Here is a 23,924-nt window from a genome sequence, read left to right as displayed (position 1 = left end):
TATACTATCTAATTGTGTTTATTCTAACGCTCATTGCCTGAATCGAGCGTCCCCGCTTTGGTTCGTTCTGCCTCGTTGTCCCTGTTCATGTCTGATCCCTCTGCCCTTTACCTACGATTGCCTAATTGGCTAGGCGATGTATGCATGAGCCTGCCGTGTTTACAGGCTCTGCTCGATACCGGTTTGCCCGTTGTGGTTTGCGCCCGTCCCTGGGCCCGCGAGCTGCTGTCGGCGTACCCTTTGCATGGCTTCATCCCCATGAGCAGCCACTGGCACCAGGATGCCAAAGCCATACGCCGCTATCGTCGCCAGCACGGCCATCGCCATGCGTATGGCCTGCTGCTGCCTGATTCGCTTAGCAGTGCGCTCAGCTTCAAACTGGCTGGCCTGCCAGCCTGCGGTTATCGGGACGACGGCCGTAGCCTTTTATTACGTTGGCCTTTAAATAAGCCGCAAAAGCGGTTGCACGCGGTGCAATCCTGGTTCTATATTGTTCAACAGGCTTTGAAGCTGTGGAATTTGAACCCGGCAGCCGAACAAGCCCCAGCCACCCTGGATTTGACGCTCAGCCCCCTGCAACGGCAAGAAGGCGACAACAGTTTGCGCCAAGCCGCCCTGCGCCCCGGTGACTATATTCTGATCGCCCCTACTGCAACGGGACTGCACAAAGGCCGCGTCAAAGTCTGGCCCTATTTCGACCAACTGACCCGACATCTGCAAGCCCAAGGCAAAACCGTCATTATGTGTCCTCCGCCCAACGAGCATGAGGCTGCCCTGCACAATGCGCCCAGCGCACGTTGTCTGCCGCCCCTACCCTTAGGGGCGTTTGCACGGCTTTGCCAACAGGCGCAGTGGGTAGTTTGCAATGACTCTGGCGTCTCCCATGTCGCCGCGGCCATCAAGGCGCAGCAGCTGACCTTATGTGGCGTCACCAACCCACAAGACACCGGCCCCTGGTCACCACGGGCGATCTGCCTGGGACGTGATGGCCAATGGCCTACGCTGAACGAAGTGCTGCAAGTGTTGGAGTCAGAACAGGAGCACCCATGAGCGTATCGAGCATCCTGACCAGCCTGGTCATTCCATTGAACTTGTTTGCAGCCCTATTACTTCTGGCAGTGTTGCTGTTTATCTTGCGCCAGCGTAAAACGGCTGCCGCCCTGGCCTTGGCCGGACTGCTCTGGACCGGTGCCTGGTCCCTGCCCGCCACCAGCCTGTATGCCGGTGGGTATCTGGAAAAAATGTATCCCTACCAGCCTGCTGAACAGGTGATGCAGGCCGATGCCATTGTGGTTCTAGGTGGCCACACTGCCCAAAACCGCAGTAATTGGTTCTTACCACAGACAGCCCAAAAGACATCGGCACGCGTAGAACGGGCGGCTGATCTGTATAAGGCAGGACGTGCGCCTTACATCGTCTTGTCGGGAGCAGCGCTGGACGGCGGCATCAGCGAGGCCAAGGTCATGGCCAACACCCTGAACAACCTGGATGTCCCCACCTCGGCCCTACTGATGGAAAACGACAGCCTGACCACTCAACAAAATGGCGAATATACGGCCAAACTGTTGCAAGAAAAGCAGGCCAAGCATGTCCTGCTGGTGACTTCAGCCTTGCACCTGCCACGTGCCATGGCCATTTTCCGCAAGCAAGGGGTTGATGTGATTCCAGCCGGTGCAGCCCCACAGTTAACGGTTCCGAACAGTCCCGGGTTTTCCAGGTGGAAACCCAATCTGATGGCCCTGCAGTCCAGCCGCTCCATCATTAAAGAATATGTCGGGATTCTGGTGTATTGGTCCCGAGGCTGGGCATGATTTGTCGCTCCGAATGCGGGGCCTGCTGTATCGCCCCCTCAATTTCCAGCCCTATCCCCGGCATGCCCCACGGCAAGCCAGCCGGTGTGCCCTGTATCCAGTTGGATGAGCAACTGCGCTGCCGGATTTTCGGCCAGCCCGAACGGCCTGCCTGTTGCTCTGGTTTACAGGCCTCGCCTGAAATGTGTGGCACCAAGCGCGAAGAAGCCTTGCTCTGGCTGGCAGAGTTGGAAACGCTGACAGCCCCCCCCAGCCCTAACGAGCGAGATATAAAAAAAGAGGTGTTCTGAAATACACTCAAAACGCCTCTTTGTATACACCCTTAATAAGCTGACGCTGACAGCGCCCGCGCTTTCAAATAGGCCTGATAGGTATCTACTGAAAAGCGTTGCGCGTCAAATCGCTTCTCTGCCCGCTTCCTGGCCCGTCTGCCCACCGTTTGCAAGCAATATTTCTGACACAGCATGTCTCGCACATGCGCTTCAATGGCCCCGACATCACCGCAAGGCACCACCCAGCCTTCATACAAGTGTTCAATACTTTCAGGCAAGCCACCGGCATTGGAAATCAGAACTGGCAGCCCCAGTGCTAGGGACTCGTAACACGCGTAGGAGGCAGATTCTTTATAAGACAACACAAAACCCACATCACATGCAGCCAACACCGAACGTACATCCTTGACCAATCCAGGAAAGAGCACTTGTTCGGCGCAACCCAAAGCCTGCACTTTTTCGCAGACGGCGGCGGCTGGCGGATCCCCCGCCACCACCACCCGGACTCGCTGTTTCAGCTCTGGTTCCAGACGAGCAACCGCCTCCACCAGCAGCAACCAGCCTTTTTCCAGATCGGTACCACCTACCGAGCCCAGCACCAGACAATTGTCAGGCAAAGTCGAGCCGAAGAGCGTCTGACGTGCGGCCCACTTTTCCTGCGGGCTCACTGGACGATAATGCTCCAGGTCCAGGCCGTGATAAATACGTTCCACATTGCAACGTCGGTAATCGGAATTAGCCAGTTGCCGCGCCACATAATCGCTAACGGCAATACAAAGATCCGTCCCAAAGCGCGCCCGCAAGCGGTTACCCACGCTATGGAGACGGTTGGTATTGTGTTTGGTCCAGATAATGACCGGAGGATTAGGCAGCGTTTTACACGCGATCATGACATGGCGGTGATCGGTGCTGCCATTGCAATGCACGATATCAAAAGCCTCGCGCTGCAAAAAACGGCGCAAACTCCATATCTCTGATAACGCCGTCCCGATACGGGCGGTGTACAGGCCCGGCAACACTCTGACGCCAGGTACCTGCAAAGCTTCACGATACAGTCGGCCTGTTGCCGGGGCCGCCAGAGTGAAATCACACTGATGAGCCAACCCACGCAACAAACCCAAAATATAGGTAACATGGCCTCCGCCATTACCGTGATGAATATCAGTGATCAGGACCTTCAAAACTCGCTCCGTCAGCGGCTATGAATGACAGGCAAATGCTCTGGCCGAGCATCTACGGGTCACAAAGTGTATCCGCTATTGCGCAAGCTGAACAATGACTGAACAGCAGTTTTGAAAATTTAATACCAATAACAAAGAAAACAGCGTTTTAAGCTTGGCGGCGAAGCAACACTTTTTGGTACAGCTCCTGATAACGACTTGCCACCGCAGGCCAACTGAACTGGGCCAGCAATTCCCGAGAGTTCTCGACCAGATTACGGGCCATCACCGGATCCTTGCTGATTTTCTCAATCGCTTGGGCCAGTTCCTGGGCATCTTCCGGATGGCTGAGCAGCAAGGCGTGATAACCACCCTGCACATATTGGGCAAAGCCGCACCACGGCGCCGGACTTAGGACGACCGGCAAACCATAGGACATGGCTTCCAGCGGTGCCATGCCAAAGCTGTCATTCAGGGTGGGATGCACGTAAATATCGGCAGCACGATAAAAGGGTTCGACGTTCGAGGTCTCGCCTTGCAAGATGACACGATCCTGCATATTCAGAGACTGCAACTGTTGGCGCATCTGATCTCGCAGGCCAGGTTTTCCACCCACCACCAACAGGCGGTAATGAGATGGCAATTTCGCCAAGGCCTCCAGCACCGTACTCAAGCCTTTGCGCAGGGGATTGCGCGCCACCAGCAGACAGACGACCTGCTCCTTGGTGAAACCCAAGGACTCACGCACTTTGGTACGCTCTTCCCCTTGCAAATCGGCTTGCGGCAAGGCCACGCCAGGAGCGATAACGGGATAATCGTGCACGCTGCCATAGGCTTGCTGCAATTGTTCGGCAATCAAGCCTGAAACGGCGACAACGGCATGAGGGCCGGGCCGCAAACGGCGTTTTTCCAGACCCAGATAGCCCCAGACACGCGGGCTGAAGTAGGAACCCAGCTTTTTAAGCCAGGGCAAGGGTCGCACCCGCCAGTTGAAACGCACGGGGGTGACATGAACCACTTCCACGTCCCCGCACCACCCGTTCATGTGCGAATGCACAATATCAAAACCTTGGGCCGTGGCCTTGGCCGCCTTGCGGGCGAACAGGATGCCGCGTATCCAGCCAGGCCAGTGTGACCAATGACGGATAGGCACGTAGGCCAGCTTCAAGTCGCAACGACTGTCATACTCACGCGCAAACACGGTAATTTCGTGCTTTTCGGCCAGTTCACGCATCAGCTCCACGCCATAGGCCTCGGCACCGCCAAAGCGGTTACCAAAACGATCGACCACAAAAGCAATGCGTAAACGCTCGGCAATCGCAGCAGGCGTGTCGTGGATTTGATCTGAACTCATGAGCGGGAAACCGTACGGCGCTTGTCTTCCAGGCGTGTCACGCACTTTTGCACAAAGCGCAAAATATTGGTGGAACGCGAGACCGTCACGCGGGGCAAATCAAACAAGTCATCGTCCGAACGCGCCAGGCCACGATTGGTGGTGGTGGCGTTCAGATACCCTGCCTGACGCACTTGCTCACGGATAGCCTGATTCTGATCGCCATAGGGATAGCAGAAAGCGCTGACTTCCACTTGCAGCGCATCTTGCAGCTCTGCCTTGGATTGCGCGATCTGGTAATGGGCAATTTCCGAGGACACATCAGTCAGATGCACATGGTCCAAGGTGTGCGAACCGGCTTCATGACCGGCATTTACCCAGGCGCGCAGCTCGGGCAAGGACATCAGACCGGAATGCGGCACACCTTTGGGTTGATCCCAGAAGTTGGAGCCGTCCAGATGCCGCGCAACAATGTAATTAGTGGCGGTAAAGCCCAACTCATCCAGCACCGGCATGGCATTTTGAAACACGTTACGGTAGCCGTCATCAAAGCTGATTCCCACAACCTTGCCCTGCTTTTCACCGCGCAGGTACGGCATCAATTGCGCCATGGACAAACCCTGATAGCCCAAGCGCTTCAGCCACGTCATCTGGCGCCGAAAATCAGTGGGATGCACGGTCAAGCCTCGATACGGCGAACCTTTGGGAGCAGGCACCCCGACCTGGTGGTACATAAGAATCGGAATCATAGGCGGCATTATAAGGGGCTAATCAGACTTCTGACGGGTGTAATACCACAGCTTACTATATCGAAACAAGCTGCCTGCGGCGGCCATACACGCCAGGATGAAGCCTTGCGGGCCGTCCAGAAAGCCGCGTCGAACAATATAGTGACGTACAAAGGTCCAACTGGCATGACCGGCGATACCCGGCAAGCTAGTGGTCTTGCCCTTGGCCTGCATTTGACGGGCGGCATCCGAGGAATAGCGGTTGATCTTGTCAATAAAGACTTCAAGGCTGGCGTAGGGGTAATGCAGGAAATGCCCATCCAGAATCAGGACAGGATGTTCAGTCTGCACACTTTCATGGACTTTGGCATCGTTAAAGCGAGCGGTACCGCGCTTGAACAGGCGCAACACCCGGTCCGGCCACCAGCCACTATGACGCATCCAGCGGCCAGCAAATTCAGACAGGCGGGCAATCCGGTAAGCCGTGCCACGCGGCTGGGCTATTTCCTGCTGAATCAGCTGTGCCAGCTCGGGGGTAACGCGCTCATCCGCATCAATGGACAGCACCCATTCGCCCGTGGCCTGATCAAGCGCCCGATTCTTCTGCGGCCCAAAGCCGGGCCAATCCGGGGTAACCGTGACTTTCGCGCCCAGGGAACGGGCAATTTCCACGGTCTGATCGGTACTGCCCGAGTCCACCACAATGATCTCGTCCGCAAAGGCCACCGACTCCAGGCAGGCACGAATATGCGCCTGCTCGTTTTTGGTAATCAGGATAACGGACAGGCGCTTGCCGGAGGCGCTTCGCTCTACTTCTGTCGTTGACGACGACGCCATGCTTTCCACCTGTTGAAAATCGGACCAATCACGGGATGTACCGCGACATTCAGCCTGCGCCCGACTGACACGCCAGTCGTATCACGCACGGCGAAGCGATAAATATGCAAAGGATCGCTGCCAGGCTGGTTGGAGCCAAAGGCACGCGTCGTGTACAGATAGCGGAAACCTGCCTGCTGGGCGACCTGCACGTAATCTGGATCAAAATAACCTTGAGGCCAGCACAACTGATCGGAGACCGTGCCCATATTGGCTCTCAAGGTTGTACGCGACTGCTCCAGTTCCCAACGCATCTTGTCATTCTTTTGATCGCGCTGTTCGCTCAAATCCCAGCGAGTATGGGTATGGGTGTGGCTGTGGAACTCAAACACGCCATCAGCCTGCATGGCGTGGATTTCACTCCAGCGCAAAATCACCTCGTCACTACGACCTTGCTCGATACGCGCTTCACATTCACGATGATCCGGGCACTCGGGCACGTCCTGGCCCTGGCCCAAATAAGGACGCACAGGCCCCTCATTGATCCAGCTCGTCACCAGGAAAATCACGGCATTGAAGCCATATTTTTTCAGCAAAGGATAGGCGTAGACCCAGTTATCCAGGTAACCATCATCAAAGGTAATCAGCACCGATTTGGGCGGTACACCCTGCCCTTGCAGATGGCCTACAAACTGCTCGGTTGTCAGGCTGGTCCAGCCATGCTTTTTCAACCATTGCAAATGCTGCTCGAAATGCTCGGGACTGGCATTGATCATGCCCCCTTCCGGGGTGACATGGTGGTACATCATGACGGGCACCGTGCTTGCCACTTTCATCCCTGAAGCTCCTTTAACCAGCGGTAGTAAGCGCTTTCCAGCCGGTCACCCATGGCAACCGGGGTAAAGCGCTCGTCGCTACGACAAAACAGGCGGCCTGCGGCTCCCATGTCCTGACGCAGCTCAGTGCTTTGAATCATTTTTTCCAATGCGGCGCGCCACTGCTTAGGGTCATGCAAGTCCGCCAAAAAACCGCTGTGACCGTCCAACATCATCTCCGGCACTCCACCGACGCGGCTGCCCAGCACGGGAATGCCAGCACACCCCGCTTCTACAAATACGGTGCCCGAGGCTTCCATATGGGTCGCCAAGGCAAAAATATCCAGATTGGGCAGAATCGAGGGCACATCCGCACGAGCGCCCAGCATATGAATCCGCTTCTGTAATCCCAGCTCCACAATCAAGGCCTGCAATTGCTCGTAGCCCGGCGAGCCGCCCCCCACCAGCACCAAGTGCAATTGAGGATAGCGGTCAAACAAGGGGTGCATAGCGGCAATCAGCTCACGATGGCCTTTCTCACGGCGCAACACGGCAACGCAGCCTACCAGCAAGGAGTCAGATGCCAAACCTAGCTCAGCGCGCAAATCCAGGGCGGGTGCCGAATCGATCACACTGGGGTCCACACAGGGGTAGACCACCTGGACATGCTCAGGCTTCACGCCGCGCTCGATCAGGTGATCGCGCACATAATCGCTGGGCGTAATCACTCGTTTGGGCACGATGGTGTAAGACATCAAGGAACCGACCTTCTTGGCCAGATGACGCGTGCGCACAATCAAAGGCGTCCCTGCCAAGCGTCCGGCCACGCCAGCCAGCATGGTGTCCCGGCGGCTATGGCTATTGAGCACATCAAACCGGCCTTGACGCAAGACCCGACGCAATTGGCGCACACCGCGCATGTAATTGGCCGGGCCATCCATCAACAGGGTATGAACAACAAAGCCCTCATCGCGCAAGCGCTCGGTCAATTGTGCATGGGGTTGGCACGCGGCCTCCACCTGGTGCCCACGCTCACGCAAGATACGCATGGCACGCAGGATGTAATTCTCCTGACCGCCAAAGCTGGTGGCTGCTTCCGAGTGCAAAATGCGCAAGGGCTTCATCGGTAGCTGATCTCCACCTCGTGTGTGGCATCCCAGCCTTCCAACTGCTCCAGCAAGGAATCAGCCAGACGAACACGCCATTGCGGGCCTAGCTGCACCACACATTCGTAATCGGGGCGTTGCAACTGCACCTCTACCGGCACACCGCCCTGCTGCTCGGCTCGATGCGGCGCCAGCAAGGCTTGCAAACGCTGCGCGTCCGCATTGTTATTCAAAGCAATGCTCAAGCAACTGGCACGCGCTTCACGGGCCAACTGCAGATCAAAAATCGAATCGGCATTGATACGCAGACCGCCGGTGTAGTCGTCGTTGCTGACCTTGCCCTGAATGATGATCAACTGGTCTTCTTTCAGACGCTGGCGGTGCTCTTCAAACAGTTCATTGAAGATCGCCACTTCCAGTTGCGCCGAGCCGTCATCCAGCATGGCATACAGCATCTTGCCGCGACGGGTCATGCGTACCCGCGCGGCTGACAGCACGCCAGCAAACCACTGCGGGCTGCGCGAGGCTTCCAGGCGTGCCAAGGGTGTCGGTGCGAAACGACGAACTTCATCCCGCCAGGCGTCAAACAAGTGGCCGCTGAAGTAAAAACCCAGTGCCGTCTTTTCCTGACGCAAGCGATCTTGCAGGCTCCAAGGGGCGACTTTCGCGACCTCGCCTTCCACGATATCGTTGGAGTCATCATCAAACAGCGAGGATTGATTCGCGCTACGCTCGGCCTGCTCAGCCGCTTCCGTGGCGGCACCAATACTGGCCAGCAAGGCGGCGCGGTTTTCGTCAATCGAATCAAAAGCACCGGCGCGTACCAAGGCTTCAATCGTGCGCTTGTTGACCTGATGACGGTCCACGCGACGGCAGAAATCAAACAGGCTGGTAAAAGGACCACCTTGCTTGCGAGCTTCCACAATCGCTTCAACGGCGGCCTGACCCGTCCCTTTCACAGCCCCCAGGCCGTAACGCATAGTACGCGGCGGCAAACCTTTTTCTGTATAGCTGTCCTTAACCGGCTCAAAGCGGTAATTGGACGCGTTGATATCGGGTGGCAAGACTTCCACACCGTTAGCCAGCGCGTCTTTCCAGAAAATCTGCACCTTGTCGGTATCGTCCATATCGGACAACAAGGTCGCGGCCAGAAACTCGGCCGGATGGTGAGCTTTCAACCAGGCCGTCTGATACGCAATTAGCGCGTAAGCAGCCGAGTGACTCTTGTTAAAGCCGTAACCCGCGAACTTTTCCATCAGGTCAAACAACTTCACCGCCAGCTCAGGGTCGTGACCTTTCTTGACCGCCCCTTCCTCGAACAAGACGCGATGCTTGGCCATTTCCTCGGGCTTTTTCTTGCCCATGGCACGACGCAGCAAGTCGGCACCACCCAGTGAGTAGCCACCGATAATCTGCGAGATCAGCATCACCTGTTCCTGGTAGACGATCACCCCGTAGGTGCTGCTCAGCGTGCTTTCCAGATCCGGATGGAAATAATCCACCTCAGCCCGACCGTGTTTCCGGTTCACGAAGTCCACCACCATGCCCGACTCCAGTGGCCCCGGACGATACAGGGCCAGCATGGCGATAATGTCTTCAAAGGTGGAGGGCCGTAGACTACGCAGCAGCTCCTTCATACCGCGCGATTCCAACTGGAACACGGCGGTGGTATTGCCTTCGCAAAGCAGTTTGTAGGAGGCGTCGTCATCCAATGGCAAGGCCATGATGTCGAACTCGCGCTTGTCGGCATTGAACTGGCGCACATAGCGCACGGCCCAGTCCAGAATGGTCAGGTTACGCAGGCCCAGAAAGTCGAACTTGACCAGACCGGCGGCCTCCACGTCGTCCTTGTCGTATTGCGACACGGCGTTGGCGTCGGGGCCGGACTGCGCGTACAGCGGGCAAAAATCAATCAGCTTGCCGGGCGCAATCAGAACCCCCCCGGCGTGCATGCCCACGCTACGGGTCAGGCCTTCCAAGGGGCGGGCCAGATCGATCAGGGCTTTGACTTCTTCGTCGTTCTCGTAACGCTCGCGAAAGGCAGGCTCATCGGCCAGCGCCCGTTCCAGCGTCCAGGGATCAGCAGGGTTGAAAGGAATCAGTTTGGACAAGCCATCGCACAGGCTGTAGGGCAGCTCCAGCACACGACCGACGTCACGCACCACGGCTTTCGCACCCAGGGTACCGAATGTGGCAATCTGGCTGACAGCCTGGCGGCCATACTTCTGTTTCACGTAATCAATCACGCGTTCGCGGTTGTCCTGGCAAAAGTCCACGTCAAAGTCAGGCATGGACACCCGCTCGGGGTTCAGGAAACGTTCAAACAGCAAGTCATAGCGCAAGGGGTCCAAGTCGGTAATCCCCATGCTGTAGGCCACCAGCGACCCCGCCCCCGAGCCCCGGCCCGGTCCGACCGGCACACCATTGTGCTTGCCCCAGTTAATGAAGTCCGCCACGATCAGGAAGTAGCCGGGGAACCCCATGGAGATGATGGTGTTGCACTCCCACATCAAGCGCTCTTCGTAGGTCGGGCGTTGCTTCTCGCGCTCCTGGGGATCGGCATACAGCTGCGTCAAGCGGATTTCCAGACCGTCCTTGGCCTGCTGGATCAAAAAGTCGCCCAGCGACATGCCATCGGGTGTCGGGAAGTCGGGCAGATAAGGTTTGCCTAACTCCAGCTCCAGGTTGCAACGCTTGGCAATCTCCAGCGTGTTTTGCAGTGCAACAGGAACGTCCGCAAAACGCTGCTGCATTTCATCCGTGCTCAGAAAGTACTGCTCTGGCGTAAAACGCTTCACTCGCTTGGGGTTGGCCAATTGCTCGCCTTCAGCAATACATACCCGCACCTCGTGCGCACGGAAATCGTCCCGTGCAATAAACTGAATCGGGTGCGTCGCCACCACCGGCAAATCCAGCTCTGCGGCCAAACGCATAGCGGCTTGTACATAAAGCTCATCGCCGTCCGCACCGCTGCGCTGCAGTTCAATATAAAAGGCACCGGGGAACAAGTCTTCCCAATGGCGGGCACAATCCCGGGCCAAGTCCAGATTGCCATCGGCCAGGGCATGGCCAATATCACCCATACGCCCGCCGGACAAGGCAATCAGGCCACTACACTCTTTCAACCAGGCGCGCTGTACCTCGGCACGTCCTTTGTACTGGTTGCCCAGCCAGGCACGGGTCAAGATGTCGCACAGGCTCAAATATCCTGCTTCGTTTTGCACCAGCAAAAGCAGGCGCGACGGTTTTTCGCGGTCTTCCTCGTTCTGCAGCCAAATATCACAACCCATGATGGCTTTCAGCCCGGCTTTACGCGCCGAGGTATAGAACTTGATCTGTCCAAACAAGTTGCACAAATCCGTCAACGCCAATGCAGGCTGCCCATAGGCCTGCGCTTTTTTGATCATTTCGGGAATACGGGCGATGCCGTCCACCACGGAGAACTCCGAGTGGGATCGCAAATGGACAAAGGAAGGGGTGGTTTCGCTCATGATGGAATTGTACTTAAGCCAATGGACATTGGTGGCCCTGAAGCGATGCTCAGGGTGAATAAGGGCAGGCAATATGTTTCGATTGGTTCACATCTGGCTGAACAACAAACGCACAATCACCCGCCCCCTACCGACCAATACCAAAACAACAAACAACCTAGCGCTGCAAGGCAGCCCAGGCTTTTTCCAGACGCTTGACCGAAACCGGCATGGGAGTTCGCAACTCTTGCGCAAACAAGGACACGCGCAACTCTTCCAGCATCCAGCGAAAGTCCCGCAAACCGCTATCGGTGGCGCCTTTGAGCGCCGCCACGGCACGCTGGTACTTCGTCAGCAAGACTGACATATCCTGCATCAAGCGTTGATCGCGGGCCGGATCGGCTCGCAGCTTGTCCACCCGGGTTTGTACGGCTTTCAGGTAGCGCGGCATATGAGCCAACTGCGCGTATTCATTGCTTTCCAGAAACATGGCGGGCATCAAGGCATTCAATTGCTGCTGTATGTCTTTCAAGGCCTCGGGGTGAGCTTTGATTTGCGCCAGTTTTTTCTGGGCGGCACTCCACTCATTCAGAATCTGACCGGCCAGACGCGCTACTTCCTGGGCCACCAGACCCAAGCGACTGCGACCTTCTTGTACGCGTGCCTCAAACTCGGCCTGGTTTTTCGGCCACGGCTCCATCATGCAGGATTGCTCCAGGGCCACATCAATAATCTGATCCCGCAATTGTTCCTGCGTACCCAGATTGATATACAGCATGCTGATGCGGGTCAGATCCGTAATGTTCTTTTCCAGAAAGCGCACTTGCTCGCGCAAGGCCAAACGGAACAAGCGACGCAAACCCAAACGGTGCTGACGCTGGGCCTGAGCCGGGTCGTCAAATACATCCAGATCGCAATGGGTTTTCTTGTCGATCAAGGCCGGGTAACCAATAAAGCTGCGACCTTTGCGCTTGATTTCCATCAGCTCGGGCAGTTCGCCAAAGCTCCAACTGGTCAGTTGCTCGTGATCCAGCACCTGCGCCACTTGCTCGTCGCTGGCAGCCATCTGCTGGAAGGACGCCTGCGCCTGACGGCCATGTTCGGCCTTGAGCTGGTCCAGATTACGGCCGCCCGACAACATGCGACCATGCTCGTCAATCACTCGGAAGTTCATGAACAAGTGAGTCGCCAACGTTTCCGGCTTGAAATCGCTGCGCTGTGGTCTTTGTTTGACGTGCGCCCACATATCCTGAGAAATCGCATCCAGCAGGCTCATTCCGGGATCGGATGCTTTTTCAAACCAGCGCTGGTGAAAGGCGGCCGCGTAATCAGGCAAGGGCACACAATGACGGCGAATACGCTGTGGCAAGGATTTCAGCAAAGCCAGCACTTTTTCCTTCAACATGCCGGGCACCAGCCATTCGCAACGCGCGGCGTCGATCTGGTTCAAGGCGAACAAGGGGACACTCAAGGTCACCCCATCGCGCACCGAACCCGGCTCGAAGTGATAATCCAGCGCCATCTTCACGCCCTGCCATTCAACCGAGCGCGGAAACACCTCGGTGGTGATACCGGCTGCGTCGTGCTGCATCAGCTCGTCGCGGTTCAGCTCCAGGCCCTTAGCCTGTTCCTTGGACAAACCCTTGAACCATTTTTCCAATGTGGCGGTCTGGTACACGTCCTTGGGGATACGCTGATCGTAAAAGGCGTAGATCAGTTCCTCATCCACCAGAATGTCAGGACGACGCGATTGGTGCTCCAAACGCTCTACCGCCTGAATTTGCTGACGGTTATGGCGCAGGAAAGGCAGGTTGGAATCAATCTCGCCCGGCACCAGAGCCTGACGCAAGAACAATTCACGGGCCTGCACCGGATCAATGCGGCCAAAGTGAATGCGACGGCCACTGTAAATCAGCAAGCCGTACAAGGTCGCACGCTCATTGGCAACGACCTGACCGGCCTTTTTCTCCCAACGCGGGTCGCCCCAGGTTTTACGCAGCAAATGGGCGCCAACTTTTTCAATCCATTGCGGTTCGATACGCGCCACACAGCGGGCAAACAGGCGCGTGGTTTCCATCAGCTCGCCGGCCAGAATCCAGCGGCCTGCTTTCTTGACCAGCTTGGAACCGGGGTGAATCACAAAACGCAGCTCACGCGTGCCTTGATAGACGCCGGTTTCTTCGCTCTTGTAGCCAATATTGCCGATCAGCCCCGTCAGCAAGGCCAGATGCACCTGCTCATAAGTGGCAGCCGAGGGATTGGCGACCCAGCGCTGTTCCTGCACCAGGCTACGCAATTGAGTATGGACATCACGCCACTCCCGAATCCGCAAGGGTGACAGCAGGGCCTGTTTAACGCTATTGGCAAACTTGCGCTGCGAGCTTTGTTCCTGCGACAGCTCTTCCAGCCAGTTCCATAGCTTCACATAGGACAGAAACTCGGACTTGTCGTCATTGAAACGGGCATGGGCCTGATTGGCCGCTTCACGTTCATGGACAGGACGATCTCGCGGGTCTTGCACGGACATGGCCGAGGCCACGATCAGCATTTCCGTCAAACAATGATGTTCGTGACCGGCCAGAATCATGCGGGCCACACGCGGGTCCACCGGTAGCTTGGCCAGGGAACGGCCAACTTTGGTCAGGCGCTGCTGTTCATCCAGCGCGCCCAGCTCTTGCAAGATTTGATAGCCATCAGCAATGGCGCGGCCAGTCGGTGGCTCCACAAAGGGGAAGGTTTCCACATCGTCCAGATGCAGGGCCTTCATGCGCAGAATCACCGAGGCCAGCGAGGAGCGCAGAATCTCGGGATCGGTAAAGGGGGGGCGGCTCTTGAAGTCCTGCTCGTCATACAGACGAATACAGATACCGGGACCAATACGACCACAACGCCCTGCCCGTTGGCTGGCCGAGGCCTGGCTGATCGCTTCAATGCGCAACTGCTCGACCTTGTTGCGCCAGGAATAGCGCTTGATACGCGCCAGGCCGCTATCGACCACAAAGCGTATGCCAGGCACGGTCAAGGAAGTTTCGGCCACGTTGGTCGCCAGCACCACACGGCGCGCATTGCCTTTGGGGCGGAAAATACGTTCCTGATCCGCCTGCGACAGACGCGCAAACAAAGGCAGGATCACTGTATTGATGGGCTTTTCTTTTTCCAGTGCCTCGGTGGCTTCACGGATCTCGCGCTCGCCGGGCAAAAACACCAAAATATCGCCAGTGCCGTGCCGGGCGCATTCCTGCACCGCATCCACAATGCCTTGCATCAGATCCCGCTCTTCCTCGGAGGCAGAACGGCGTTCTTCGGCATCGACCAAAGACGGGTCCAGAATCGGGCGATACACAATATCCACGGGATACAGACGGCCCGACACTTCAATCACGGGCGCCTTCTTGCCCTTGTGGGCAAAGTGCTCCGCAAAACGCTCGGCATCAATGGTGGCCGAGGTGATGATCAGCTTTAAATCCGGACGCCGTGGCAGCAACTGCTTTAAAAAGCCCAGCAGAAAGTCAATGTTCAGACTGCGTTCATGGGCCTCGTCAATAATGATGGTGTCGTAGCGGCTTAACAAGGGATCGCGCTGGGACTCGGCCAGCAAGATCCCGTCCGTCATCAACTTGATGGCCGAACGCGGTCCGGTCTTGTCGTTGAAACGAATTTGATACCCTACCCAGTCACCAATCTCCGATTGCAGCTCCTGGGCAATACGCTTGGCAACCGATGTAGCCGCCAGACGGCGCGGCTGGGTATGACCAATAATCTTGCCCTGCAGGCCGCGCCCCAGCTCCAGGCAGATTTTAGGTAATTGGGTGGTTTTGCCCGAGCCGGTTTCACCACACACAATGACCACCTGATGGTCTTTGATTGCCTGGGCAATTTCGGCCCGTCGGGCGCTGACTGGCAGGTCATCAGGATAGGAAATTGTTGGTAAAGAGGGTGGATTTTCAGTCAATTCGTCGGACTCGTGCATGAAAGGTAGTTTCTGGTACAGACATCATTATAATTTTGGCTTGAAACCATTTGGACGCAAAGATCCCCCGCAATGAACACAGACATCCCCGACTCGTACAACGCCATCGAAACACCTGATCAGTCCCAGGCACAATTTGTGCGATGGTTCAGGGAAGTGGCGCCTTATGTACACGACTTTCGAGGCAAGACGTTCGTGGTGGCCTTTGGGGGCGAGCTCATCAACGATGGATTGCTCTACACCCTGATCCCGGACTTGTCGCTGCTGTCGGCGCTGGGCATCAAGCTGGTGCTGGTGCACGGCTCACGCCCCCAAGTCAATGAACAGCTACGCCTGAAAGGGGAAACCACGCAATTTGGCCGTGGTACCGAGCCGACCAGCGCCGTCGCTCTGGAATGCGCCAAAGAGGCCGCCGGTGAAATTCGCCTGGATATTGAAGCCGCATTCAGTCAGGGTTTGCCCAACACCCCCATGTCACATGCCCAGATTCGCATTATTTCGGGCAACTTTGTGACCGCGCGTCCTGTGGGTGTCATTGATGGCCTAGACTTCAAGCACTCTGGCTCGGTGCGCAAACTTGATGTGGACGCCATGCGCGTCATCCTGAATCAAGGTGCGCTTATTCTACTCTCTCCCTTGGGTTTTTCTCCAACCGGGGAGGCCTTTACCCTGGATATGGAAGATCTGGCAACCAGCACGGCCATCGCGCTGCGCGCTGAAAAACTGATTTTCCTGACACCGGAACATATTGGTCACTCCAATAATCTGGATATTGACTCGGAACTGGCCCGTGCCGATGCCGATGGCCTGCTGGCCTCGGGCAAGCTGGATCAGGACTGCTCGACCTTTTTGCGCTATGCCTCGCAAGCAGTCAAACGCGGTATTGCCCGTGCACACCTGGTGCCCTACAAGCAGGACGGCAGCATTTTGCTGGAGATCTTCACCCACGATGGGGTGGGTACCATGGTGGTGGAAGATTCGCTGGACGATTTGCGCCCGGCCAATCTGGACGATGTGGGTGCAATTGTGCAACTGATCGAACCACTGGAAATTGACGGCACCCTAGTGCCCCGTGGTCGTTCTGTCATCGAGCGCGAAGTGGAGCAGTTCACGGTTCTGGAGCATGACGGCATTATTTACGGCTGCGTTGCCCTGATCCCCTACGAACAAGAAAGCATGGCCGAGATGGCCTGTCTCATCGTGCACCCCGAATGGCAAGGCTCGGGCGAAGGCGAAATCCTTTTGCGGCACACCGAGGCCAAGGCCCGTGCAGCCGGTTTCAAGCGCCTGTTCGTGCTGACCACGCGCACCTCTCACTGGTTTATCAAGCGTGGGTTTGTGCAAGGTGGCGTATCTGATCTGCCTAAAGGCAAACAGTCGCATTACAACCGATCGCGCAACAGCATGGTCTTTATTAAAAAGCTGTAAGCCGGTTTGACCGTCCTGCGCCCCTCAGTACAATACGCCCATCCACGCATTTGATTGAAAAGGAACACATATGGCACGCATGATTCACTGTGTGAAGCTGAAACAGGAAGCCGAGGGCCTGGAGTTTCCCCCCTACCCCGGCGAACTGGGCACCAAGATCTGGCACTCAATTTCCAAACAGGCCTGGGCCAACTGGATGGATGTGCAAACCCGTCTGGTGAACGAGAACCGCCTGAATCTGGCTGACGCCCGTGCCCGCACGTATTTGAAAGAACAAATGGAGCAGTATCTGTTTGAAGACAAGGATGTGGAAGCCGACGGCTTCACCGCCCCTTCCGCCTAGGACCAGCCCCACTCGCTGACCACAGGCGACAGACCCCGGAGCATGACATCGTGCTCCGGGGTTTCTTTATTTCTGCTCCCGTCTCTTTGCCTTTCCCTGCCCAAGACGCAAACCATCCCCCCTTTCGCACGCCACCCATAACAGTAATTAAATGAAACACTGCGCGACAAGTCAGTTTCAGACTGGTTAAAAATCAAAAGAAATGGAAATTTTCTATAATTATGAATCGCCCTAAAGCACAAAATCACGGCTGGCCTTAATGTGCTTGCAGAGCACCCAAGCCAAGCATGGAGCGCAGCACAAACACAGGAATAATGCTGCAGGGAGCATGCCCTTCCCCAACGCTGCCGCCATGCCTTGGCACAGTCCTGCGCCAATTCAATACTGGCTTGCCTAGCCCGAGCCACACAGGCCCATCACGTGTCCATGTCTGAGCAACCAAGCTCGGCGCCTTGCGCCGGACCTGAACAGCACAGCCACTTACTGCTTTACCCACAGGAAAAGAAGTTCATGTGCCGCCTAGACCTCCCCGAGATTGTCCAGTACTCCACCCATTTGCGCCTGTGGCTGGTCAATCTGAGCTATCTGAAGGCTTTGTATGGGCCACAGTTCCATGCTTTCGTGTTGGACACGGTGCAGCAAAGGCTGCTGGATTGTGGGTTGAATACAGACGAGATCCTTATCCAGGGGGATTTTGTCCTAATTGCCCTCAAGCAACTGAGTAAGCAGAACCGCTTTGAGCGCACCCACCCCAACGCACTGGCCCAATTGCTGGGCGCAGCCCTGGAGTGCGATCCCATCACTCAGGACGAGCACCGCATCTACTTGCATACACAGATGGCCTATCACTATGACAGCCGGCAGTACGATACGGATCTGCTCCACCCTCCAACACCCAACCCCTGCTCTCACACCCATCCGGCCACGCTGGCGGCCTGGCACAAGGTCTGGGCCAAGACCTACCGGGACGACATGAGCCTGGCAGTGCGTATGCTGGATGATTTGCAAACCGGCATGTTGGTGCTGGCTTTTCAGCCCCTCTTTCACCTAAGTGAGCACCACAAGAGCAAAGATTTTTATGAAGAGGCACTGATTCGCCACAGCAGCGGTACTGACTATTCCCTGCCCGAGGCAATTGCCGCCCTGGAGCGACTGGGACTGATCTCGCGGCTGGATCGCAGCGTCCTGGGCAGCGTGGTGAAACTGCTCAGCACGCAAACGACTCTGTGTCTGGGTGCCAACCTGTCCGCTGGTTCTTTGCAGGATGACTTGTGGTGGCAAGACTTGTTCAGCTATCTGGACAGCCGTCCGGATGTCGCCCAGCGTCTGATTCTGGAAGTAACTGAAACCGGCACCATTGCCCACAAACCCACCGCGCTGCGTCTGATTGCACAATTGCAGAATCTGGGCGTGCGCATTGCGCTGGACGATACCGGCTCAGGCAATAGTACGCTGGCCTTTCTGGCCCAGACCCACGCCGACATTATCAAAATTGATCGTTCTATTTTGCTGCGGGCACGCAGCCCCGGACAACCGGCCCACTTGCTGCGCAATCTGGTCAATGTCTGCGCCGATTACTGCCCCTATGTCGTGATTGAAGGGGTAGAGGACGAGACTGACCTTGAGTTGGTGCGCCAGTCTGGCGCACACGGCGTACAAGGCTATCTGCTTGCCCTGCCTACCCTGACGCCATCCTGGTGGGACTCACCCGCTTTGATCACAGTCCAAGATGCGGTGCTCGTTCGTACCCAGTTCTATCCCGGACACGTTCCCCAGGGCTACGGCTTTGGTTTCTGAAACATCGCCGTCCCGCTAAAAACCGGCTGCTTTTCACGGCGCTGAAAGCAAACAAGCCTTGCATGAAAGCATGCAAGGCTTGAAGCAAGAAGGCCGGGATCAGAATCAGGCTTTGTCTTCAGACTCTGGCTCGGGCAAAGGCTCGCCGCGTGCCGTGCGCTCGGTATTTTTCACACCAGTGTGACGCACATCGTCACCTCGCACCATGTAGATTACACGTTCAGCCATGTTCTTGGCGTGGTCACCAATGCGCTCCAGCGCACGAGCAATAAAGATCAGGTCAATAGAGTGCGAGATCGTACGTGGGTCTTCAATCATGTACGTGATGATGTGACGCAGCGAACCCTTCCACTCACGATCCACTTCCTTGTCACTGCGTACAATCTGTGCCGCGTGCACGGCATCCTGACGGGCAAAGGCGTCCAGCACGTCGTTGATCATACCAGCCACCGAGGAGCTCATGTGACGCAGTTCGACCACCGGCTCATAGCCTGCGGTACCTTCGTGCAAACGGCGCGCCATCTTGGCGATGCGCTCGGCCTCGTCCCCACAGCGTTCCATGTCGGTCAGCATTTTGGAGATGGACAACAACATGCGCAAGTCAATGGCGGTGGGCTGATTACGGGCGATCAAGTTGGTGATGCGCTCGTCAATCTCCACCTCCAGGCGGTTGATTTCTTTTTCACGCTCGCGAACCTGGTCAACCAGCGACATATCCCCGGTTTGCAGGGCTTCGGTCGCACTGCGAACCATAGATTCAACAATACCGCCCATCTGCAAGAACAGCGAACGGGTGGCCTCCAGATCGGAGTGAAACTGCTTATTGGTATGTTCGTTCATAGTGGCCTTCTTTAACAGCAAAATGGCTCGCGCCAGCGCTTAATCCGTATATAGATTAAGCACCGATTATGACAGAGACATTAAATTTCAGAAACCGTCGCCAGACAGGGTACGCACACCTTGTTGACCGGCAATCAAGGCCACGCTGGCCGGGGCAATAGCGAACAGACCGCAACATACCACACCGGGCATATTGTTGATGCGCGCTTCCAAAGCGGCCGGATCTTCAATGGACAAGCCGGACACGTCCAGAATCAGGCCGCCATTATCGGTGACAAAGCCCGCACGCTCGACGGGATTACCGCCCAGGGCACGCAACTGACGGGCGACCGCATTTTTGGCCATGGGGATGACTTCCACCGGCAAGGGAAACGCACCCAGCCGATCCACCAATTTAGAGTCGTCCACAATACACAAAAACTTGTCCGAGACTGACGCCACAATTTTCTCGCGAGTCAGTGCGCCACCACCACCTTTGGTCATGTTCAGGGCAGCGTCGATTTCGTCAGCACCATCGACATACCAGTCCATGCGTTCGATGGTGTTTAAGTCTTGCACGTCAATACCCAGACTTTGCAGGCGAGCGGTCGAGCGCTCCGAACTGGAAGCTGCAGCCTTGAAGGCATGCTTGTGCGCCGCCAGGGCATCAATAAACAGATCAACCGTGGAACCCGTACCCACACCCAGAATCGAATCAGGAGTCAGGAAAGGAAGGACGTATTCAACGGCGGCCTGAGCCACCTGTTGTTTGAGTTCGGACTGTGTGTACATGGCAAATATAAAAATCGGGGGGCTGGGCCCCCCTTTGGTTTACTTGAGAAAACGAGCAGCAAATTTGCCTTCGTTAAAGCCCACGCTAACTTCACCCTCGGGCGTAATCAGCAAGGGACGGCGTACCAGGGCAGGAAACTCGGCAATCAAGGCCAGCCATTGGGCATCGTCCTGCGGTTCTTTACGTTCCGCCGGCAGATTACGCCAGGTCATGGAAGCGCGGTTGACCAGTTTGGGCCAACCGCCCAGCTCCTGCGCCCATTGTTGCAAACGGGCCGCTTCCAAGGGATGTTCGCGGTAATCCACAAAGGTCAACGACAGACCATTTTGCTCAAACCAGGCCATCGCCTTTTGGCAGGTGCTGCAGTTTTTCAAACCATACATCGTGAACACGGCAAGACTCCTTATCAATCAGGCGCGACGCTCGCGGCGTACCTGCAAGCGATTGGCGACGATCACAAAAATACCGATCACCAAAATCAGCAGGGTTGCCAGGGCGTTGATCTCGGGCTTGAGCCCCAGACGGACACGCGAAAAAACTTCCACCGGCAAGGTGGTAAAACCCGGGCCAGACAGGAAAGAGGCAATCACCACATCGTCCAGCGACAAGGTAAAAGCCAGCAACCAGGCCGCCATCAAGGACGGCACGATCGAAGGCAACACAACCTGGAAAAACGCTCGTAAGGGAGTCGCCCCCAGATCCAGCGCCGCCTCTTCCTGAGAACGGTCCAGCTCACGCATGCGCGATTGCAGAATTACAGTGGCATAGGCGGTACACAGCACCACGTGCCCGATCCAGATCGTGAAAATACCGTTCTGTTCCGGCCAGCCAAACAAGGAGTTCAGCTCCACAAACATGAGCAGCAAGGAAATGCCCAACACGACTTCCGGGATGACCAACGGTGCGCTGACCAAGCCGATATACAGCGCAAACCCCTTGAAGCGGCCCATACGAGCCAGCACATAGGCAGCCCAGGTGCCCAAAATCGTGGCCATGGTGGCCGTCAACACAGCAATCAGAAAAGACAGCTTGGCAGCACTGAGCAAGGCCCTGTCCTGAAATAGGGATTCGTACCAGCGCAAAGAAAAGCCCGACCAAGACGTCATGATGGCCGATTCATTAAATGAAAAGACAATCAGGAACAGAATGGGTATGTACAAAAAGCCAAAGCCCAGTGTCAGAACCAGGGCACGCAACCAGGGATTAGGCTTGGTCATCAGCGGCCTCCCCGTTGCGTTTGCATTTGTCGCATCTGGCTGTACTGGAAAAAGATCAAAGGAATGATCAGCAGCAAGACCATCACGCAAGTCACGGCAGCGGCCATGGGCCAGTCTGCATTATTGAAGAACTCGGTCCACATGACGCGGCCCATCATCAAGGTATCGGCACCACCCAGCATTTCCGGGATCACGTACTCGCCCACTGCCGGGATGAACACCAGCATGGCACCAGCAATCACGCCGGACATGGACATGGGAAAAGTGATGTGCCAGAACGCCGACCAGGGACGGGCGCCCAGATCATAAGCCGCTTCCAGCATGCGCATATCCAATTTGACCAGATTCGCATACAAGGGCAGGATGAAAAACGGCAGATAAGCGTAGATCAAACCAATATAAACAGCCAGGTCGGTGCGGTAAATTTCCAAAGGCGCATCAATAATGCCTATCCACAGCAAGACCTGATTGAGCAGGCCATCGCCGCGCAAAATGCCTACCCAGGCATAGACGCGCAGCAGCATGGAGGTCCAGAATGGCAAAATCACCGCCAGCAAGAGCAGGCTACGCACAGCCGGTGCAGAGCGCGCAATGTAGTAGGCCACCGGGTAGCCGATCAAAATACAAAAGATCGTGGTGACAGCGGCCATCTTCAGGGAACTGACGTAGGTCGCCAAATACAGATTGTCGCTGAACAGCAGAATATAGCCGCGCAGGTTCAGGACAAAGGAAATGCTTTCCTCGGCAAACTGGGCCAAGGGCGTATACGGTGGCACCCCGAAATCAAGATCGGCAAAACTGATCTTGAGCACGAGCAAAAACGGCACCAGCAGAAACAGAATCATCCACAAGAATGTGGGCGCGACCACCAGCGTGCGACTGGTGGGCAGCAGTTTGCGCCAGGACAGGTTCTTCATGTGCTCAGTACCGTTGCGCTATCGTCGGACCAGGACACGTAGACTTCTTCATCCACACCCGGAGCATCAGGTTGAGCCAAGGTGCCGCTAGGCATTTGCGCTTCGATCAACATGCCGGCATCCAGACGAATCTGATAGCGGGTGTAACTGCCCATCCAGGATACGTGGGTCACAATGCCGTGGCCCCAGTTGGTATCCTCCGAGGGCAATTCGCGGCCCACCTTGATCTGCTCGGGGCGAACGGACACGTAAACATCCATGCCCAGCGGTTCGCTGATCCCGTGGCTGACATACAAGGGCCGGTTCAGCTCCTCACATTCAATGTGAACATGATCCGGCTCGTCCACCGTCACCACGCCAGTGAACAAATTGGTGGAGCCGATAAAGCCCGCCACAAAGCGCGAATTCGGAAAGGAGTACACATCGTAAGGCGTACCAGACTGGATGATCTGCCCATCGGACATCACCGCCAGCCGGTTGGCCATCGTCATGGCCTCTTCCTGATCGTGAGTGACCATAATGCAGGTCACCCCCACGCGCTCCAGAATCTTGACCAGCTCGATCTGCGTTTTCTGACGAATCTGCTTATCCAGAGCCGACATGGGCTCGTCCAGCAAAAGCAGTTTGGGGCGTTTGACCAGGCTACGCGCCAGGGCTACACGCTGTTGTTGCCCACCCGACAACTGATTGGGTTTGCGGCGCGAAAAGCCCGCCATCTGCACCAGGTCCAGCGCCTCGAACACGCGCTCGTGGATCTCATTGCGGGGCACCCCCTCTTGCTTTAGGCCAAACGCCACATTGGCCTCGACCGACATGTGCGGAAACAGGGCGTAAGACTGGAACATCATATTGACTGGCCGCCGATAAGGCGGCAGGTCAGTAATGTCCTCGTTGTCCAAGTAAATCCGACCGGAAGTCGGCTCCTCAAACCCTGCCAGCATGCGCAGCAAGGTGGACTTGCCACTGCCCGAACTGCCCAGCAGCGCAAAAATCTCGTGACGAGCCACGTCCAGACTTACCGACTGGACGGCCACCGTGTCGCCGAAAATCTTGACGACTTCGTCCACACGCACAAAAGCATCCTCGCCATCCATCCAGGGCGAGGTTCCGGTACGGATATCTTGCATGA

Annotated in this window: 20 protein-coding genes; 6 read left to right on the top strand and 14 right to left on the bottom strand. The window is 56.4% G+C overall.

Annotation, left to right across the window (positions count from 1 at the left end; genetic code table 11):
- Nucleotides 1-144: 144 nt before the first annotated feature.
- The 3 genes from OKX01_RS05605 to OKX01_RS05595 are packed head-to-tail and all read left to right on the top strand — an operon-like array spanning nucleotide 145 to nucleotide 2,101.
- Entirely contained in the window at nucleotides 145-1,050 is a 906-nt protein-coding gene (locus tag OKX01_RS05605; protein WP_230019173.1) for a glycosyltransferase family 9 protein, read from the top strand.
- Nucleotides 1,047-1,811, top strand: coding sequence for a YdcF family protein (locus OKX01_RS05600; protein WP_094196043.1), 765 nt, complete (start codon nucleotides 1,047-1,049; stop codon nucleotides 1,809-1,811). Before OKX01_RS05605 ends, OKX01_RS05600 begins: the two co-directional genes overlap by 4 nt.
- The gene (locus tag OKX01_RS05595; protein ID WP_108727880.1) at nucleotides 1,808-2,101 is read left to right on the top strand and encodes a YkgJ family cysteine cluster protein; all 294 of its coding nucleotides are present in this window, start codon (nucleotides 1,808-1,810) and stop codon (nucleotides 2,099-2,101) included. The genes OKX01_RS05600 and OKX01_RS05595 overlap by 4 nt, the downstream gene beginning before the upstream one ends.
- A gap of 32 nt (nucleotides 2,102-2,133) precedes the next feature.
- Here OKX01_RS05595 and OKX01_RS05590 read toward each other — a convergent pair whose 3' ends face one another.
- The 8 genes from OKX01_RS05590 to hrpA form a co-directional block, all read right to left on the bottom strand.
- Nucleotides 2,134-3,264: a glycosyltransferase gene (locus tag OKX01_RS05590; protein ID WP_108727881.1), complete on the bottom strand. Its 1,131-nt coding sequence runs from the start codon at nucleotides 3,262-3,264 to the stop codon at nucleotides 2,134-2,136.
- Between the two features lie 148 nt (nucleotides 3,265-3,412).
- On the bottom strand, nucleotides 3,413-4,597 hold the full coding sequence (locus OKX01_RS05585) for a glycosyltransferase family 4 protein (protein WP_125278018.1): 1,185 nt from the start codon (nucleotides 4,595-4,597) through the stop codon (nucleotides 3,413-3,415).
- Nucleotides 4,594-5,310: a polysaccharide deacetylase family protein gene (locus tag OKX01_RS05580; RefSeq protein WP_094196039.1), complete on the bottom strand. Its 717-nt coding sequence runs from the start codon at nucleotides 5,308-5,310 to the stop codon at nucleotides 4,594-4,596. Before OKX01_RS05580 ends, OKX01_RS05585 begins: the two co-directional genes overlap by 4 nt.
- A 33-nt stretch (nucleotides 5,311-5,343) precedes the next feature.
- The gene (locus OKX01_RS05575) at nucleotides 5,344-6,141 is read right to left on the bottom strand and encodes a glycosyltransferase family 2 protein (protein ID WP_108727883.1); all 798 of its coding nucleotides are present in this window, start codon (nucleotides 6,139-6,141) and stop codon (nucleotides 5,344-5,346) included.
- Nucleotides 6,114-6,956, bottom strand: coding sequence for a polysaccharide deacetylase family protein (locus tag OKX01_RS05570; protein WP_264672590.1), 843 nt, complete (start codon nucleotides 6,954-6,956; stop codon nucleotides 6,114-6,116). Before OKX01_RS05570 ends, OKX01_RS05575 begins: the two co-directional genes overlap by 28 nt.
- A complete protein-coding gene (locus tag OKX01_RS05565) occupies nucleotides 6,953-8,059 on the bottom strand; it encodes a glycosyltransferase family 4 protein (RefSeq protein ID WP_264672589.1) in 1,107 nt (368 codons plus the stop codon). Before OKX01_RS05565 ends, OKX01_RS05570 begins: the two co-directional genes overlap by 4 nt.
- The gene (dnaE, locus tag OKX01_RS05560; protein ID WP_264672588.1) at nucleotides 8,056-11,532 is read right to left on the bottom strand and encodes a DNA polymerase III subunit alpha; all 3,477 of its coding nucleotides are present in this window, start codon (nucleotides 11,530-11,532) and stop codon (nucleotides 8,056-8,058) included. Before dnaE ends, OKX01_RS05565 begins: the two co-directional genes overlap by 4 nt.
- Before the next feature lie 157 nt (nucleotides 11,533-11,689).
- The gene (gene hrpA, locus OKX01_RS05555) at nucleotides 11,690-15,481 is read right to left on the bottom strand and encodes an ATP-dependent RNA helicase HrpA (protein ID WP_264672587.1); all 3,792 of its coding nucleotides are present in this window, start codon (nucleotides 15,479-15,481) and stop codon (nucleotides 11,690-11,692) included.
- A 72-nt stretch (nucleotides 15,482-15,553) separates the two neighbouring features.
- Between hrpA and argA the strand changes: the two genes are divergently transcribed.
- The 3 genes from argA (at nucleotide 15,554) to OKX01_RS05540 (ending at nucleotide 19,049) form a co-directional block, all read left to right on the top strand.
- Nucleotides 15,554-16,909 (top strand): amino-acid N-acetyltransferase, encoded by a 1,356-nt coding sequence (argA, locus tag OKX01_RS05550; RefSeq protein WP_094196033.1) that lies wholly within the window; start codon nucleotides 15,554-15,556, stop codon nucleotides 16,907-16,909.
- A gap of 70 nt (nucleotides 16,910-16,979) precedes the next feature.
- Nucleotides 16,980-17,252, top strand: coding sequence for an oxidative damage protection protein (locus OKX01_RS05545; RefSeq protein WP_009461661.1), 273 nt, complete (start codon nucleotides 16,980-16,982; stop codon nucleotides 17,250-17,252).
- A gap of 510 nt (nucleotides 17,253-17,762) precedes the next feature.
- Entirely contained in the window at nucleotides 17,763-19,049 is a 1,287-nt protein-coding gene (locus OKX01_RS05540; RefSeq protein ID WP_249461519.1) for an EAL domain-containing protein, read from the top strand.
- 105 nt (nucleotides 19,050-19,154) lie between these two features.
- Here the strand turns inward: OKX01_RS05540 and phoU are convergent, their stop codons facing one another.
- From phoU to OKX01_RS05510, 6 genes are all read right to left on the bottom strand, one after another.
- Nucleotides 19,155-19,889 carry a phosphate signaling complex protein PhoU gene (gene phoU, locus OKX01_RS05535; RefSeq protein WP_009461659.1) on the bottom strand — a complete coding sequence of 245 codons (735 nt, stop codon included), beginning with the start codon at nucleotides 19,887-19,889 and terminating at the stop codon, nucleotides 19,155-19,157.
- Between the two features lie 87 nt (nucleotides 19,890-19,976).
- Complete coding sequence (rpiA, locus tag OKX01_RS05530) at nucleotides 19,977-20,660, bottom strand: ribose-5-phosphate isomerase RpiA (RefSeq protein ID WP_094196031.1); 684 nt, start codon at nucleotides 20,658-20,660, stop codon at nucleotides 19,977-19,979.
- Between the two features lie 39 nt (nucleotides 20,661-20,699).
- The gene (locus tag OKX01_RS05525; protein ID WP_094196030.1) at nucleotides 20,700-21,044 is read right to left on the bottom strand and encodes a Spx/MgsR family RNA polymerase-binding regulatory protein; all 345 of its coding nucleotides are present in this window, start codon (nucleotides 21,042-21,044) and stop codon (nucleotides 20,700-20,702) included.
- A gap of 27 nt (nucleotides 21,045-21,071) precedes the next feature.
- Nucleotides 21,072-21,878: an ABC transporter permease subunit gene (locus tag OKX01_RS05520; protein ID WP_094196029.1), complete on the bottom strand. Its 807-nt coding sequence runs from the start codon at nucleotides 21,876-21,878 to the stop codon at nucleotides 21,072-21,074.
- A complete protein-coding gene (locus OKX01_RS05515; protein WP_108727887.1) occupies nucleotides 21,878-22,795 on the bottom strand; it encodes an ABC transporter permease subunit in 918 nt (305 codons plus the stop codon). Before OKX01_RS05515 ends, OKX01_RS05520 begins: the two co-directional genes overlap by 1 nt.
- Nucleotides 22,792-23,922, bottom strand: a complete 1,131-nt coding sequence (locus tag OKX01_RS05510) for an ABC transporter ATP-binding protein (protein ID WP_094196027.1) — start codon at nucleotides 23,920-23,922, stop codon at nucleotides 22,792-22,794. Before OKX01_RS05510 ends, OKX01_RS05515 begins: the two co-directional genes overlap by 4 nt.
- Nucleotides 23,923-23,924 lie beyond the last annotated feature (2 nt).

Origin of the sequence: Alcaligenes sp. SMD-FA, from assembly GCF_025960365.1 — a bacterium.
GTDB classification, from domain to species: Bacteria; Pseudomonadota; Gammaproteobacteria; order Burkholderiales; family Burkholderiaceae_B; genus Alcaligenes; species Alcaligenes aquatilis.
Note: the sequence above shows the minus strand (reverse complement) of the source record. Positions and strands in the feature narration are given on the sequence as shown.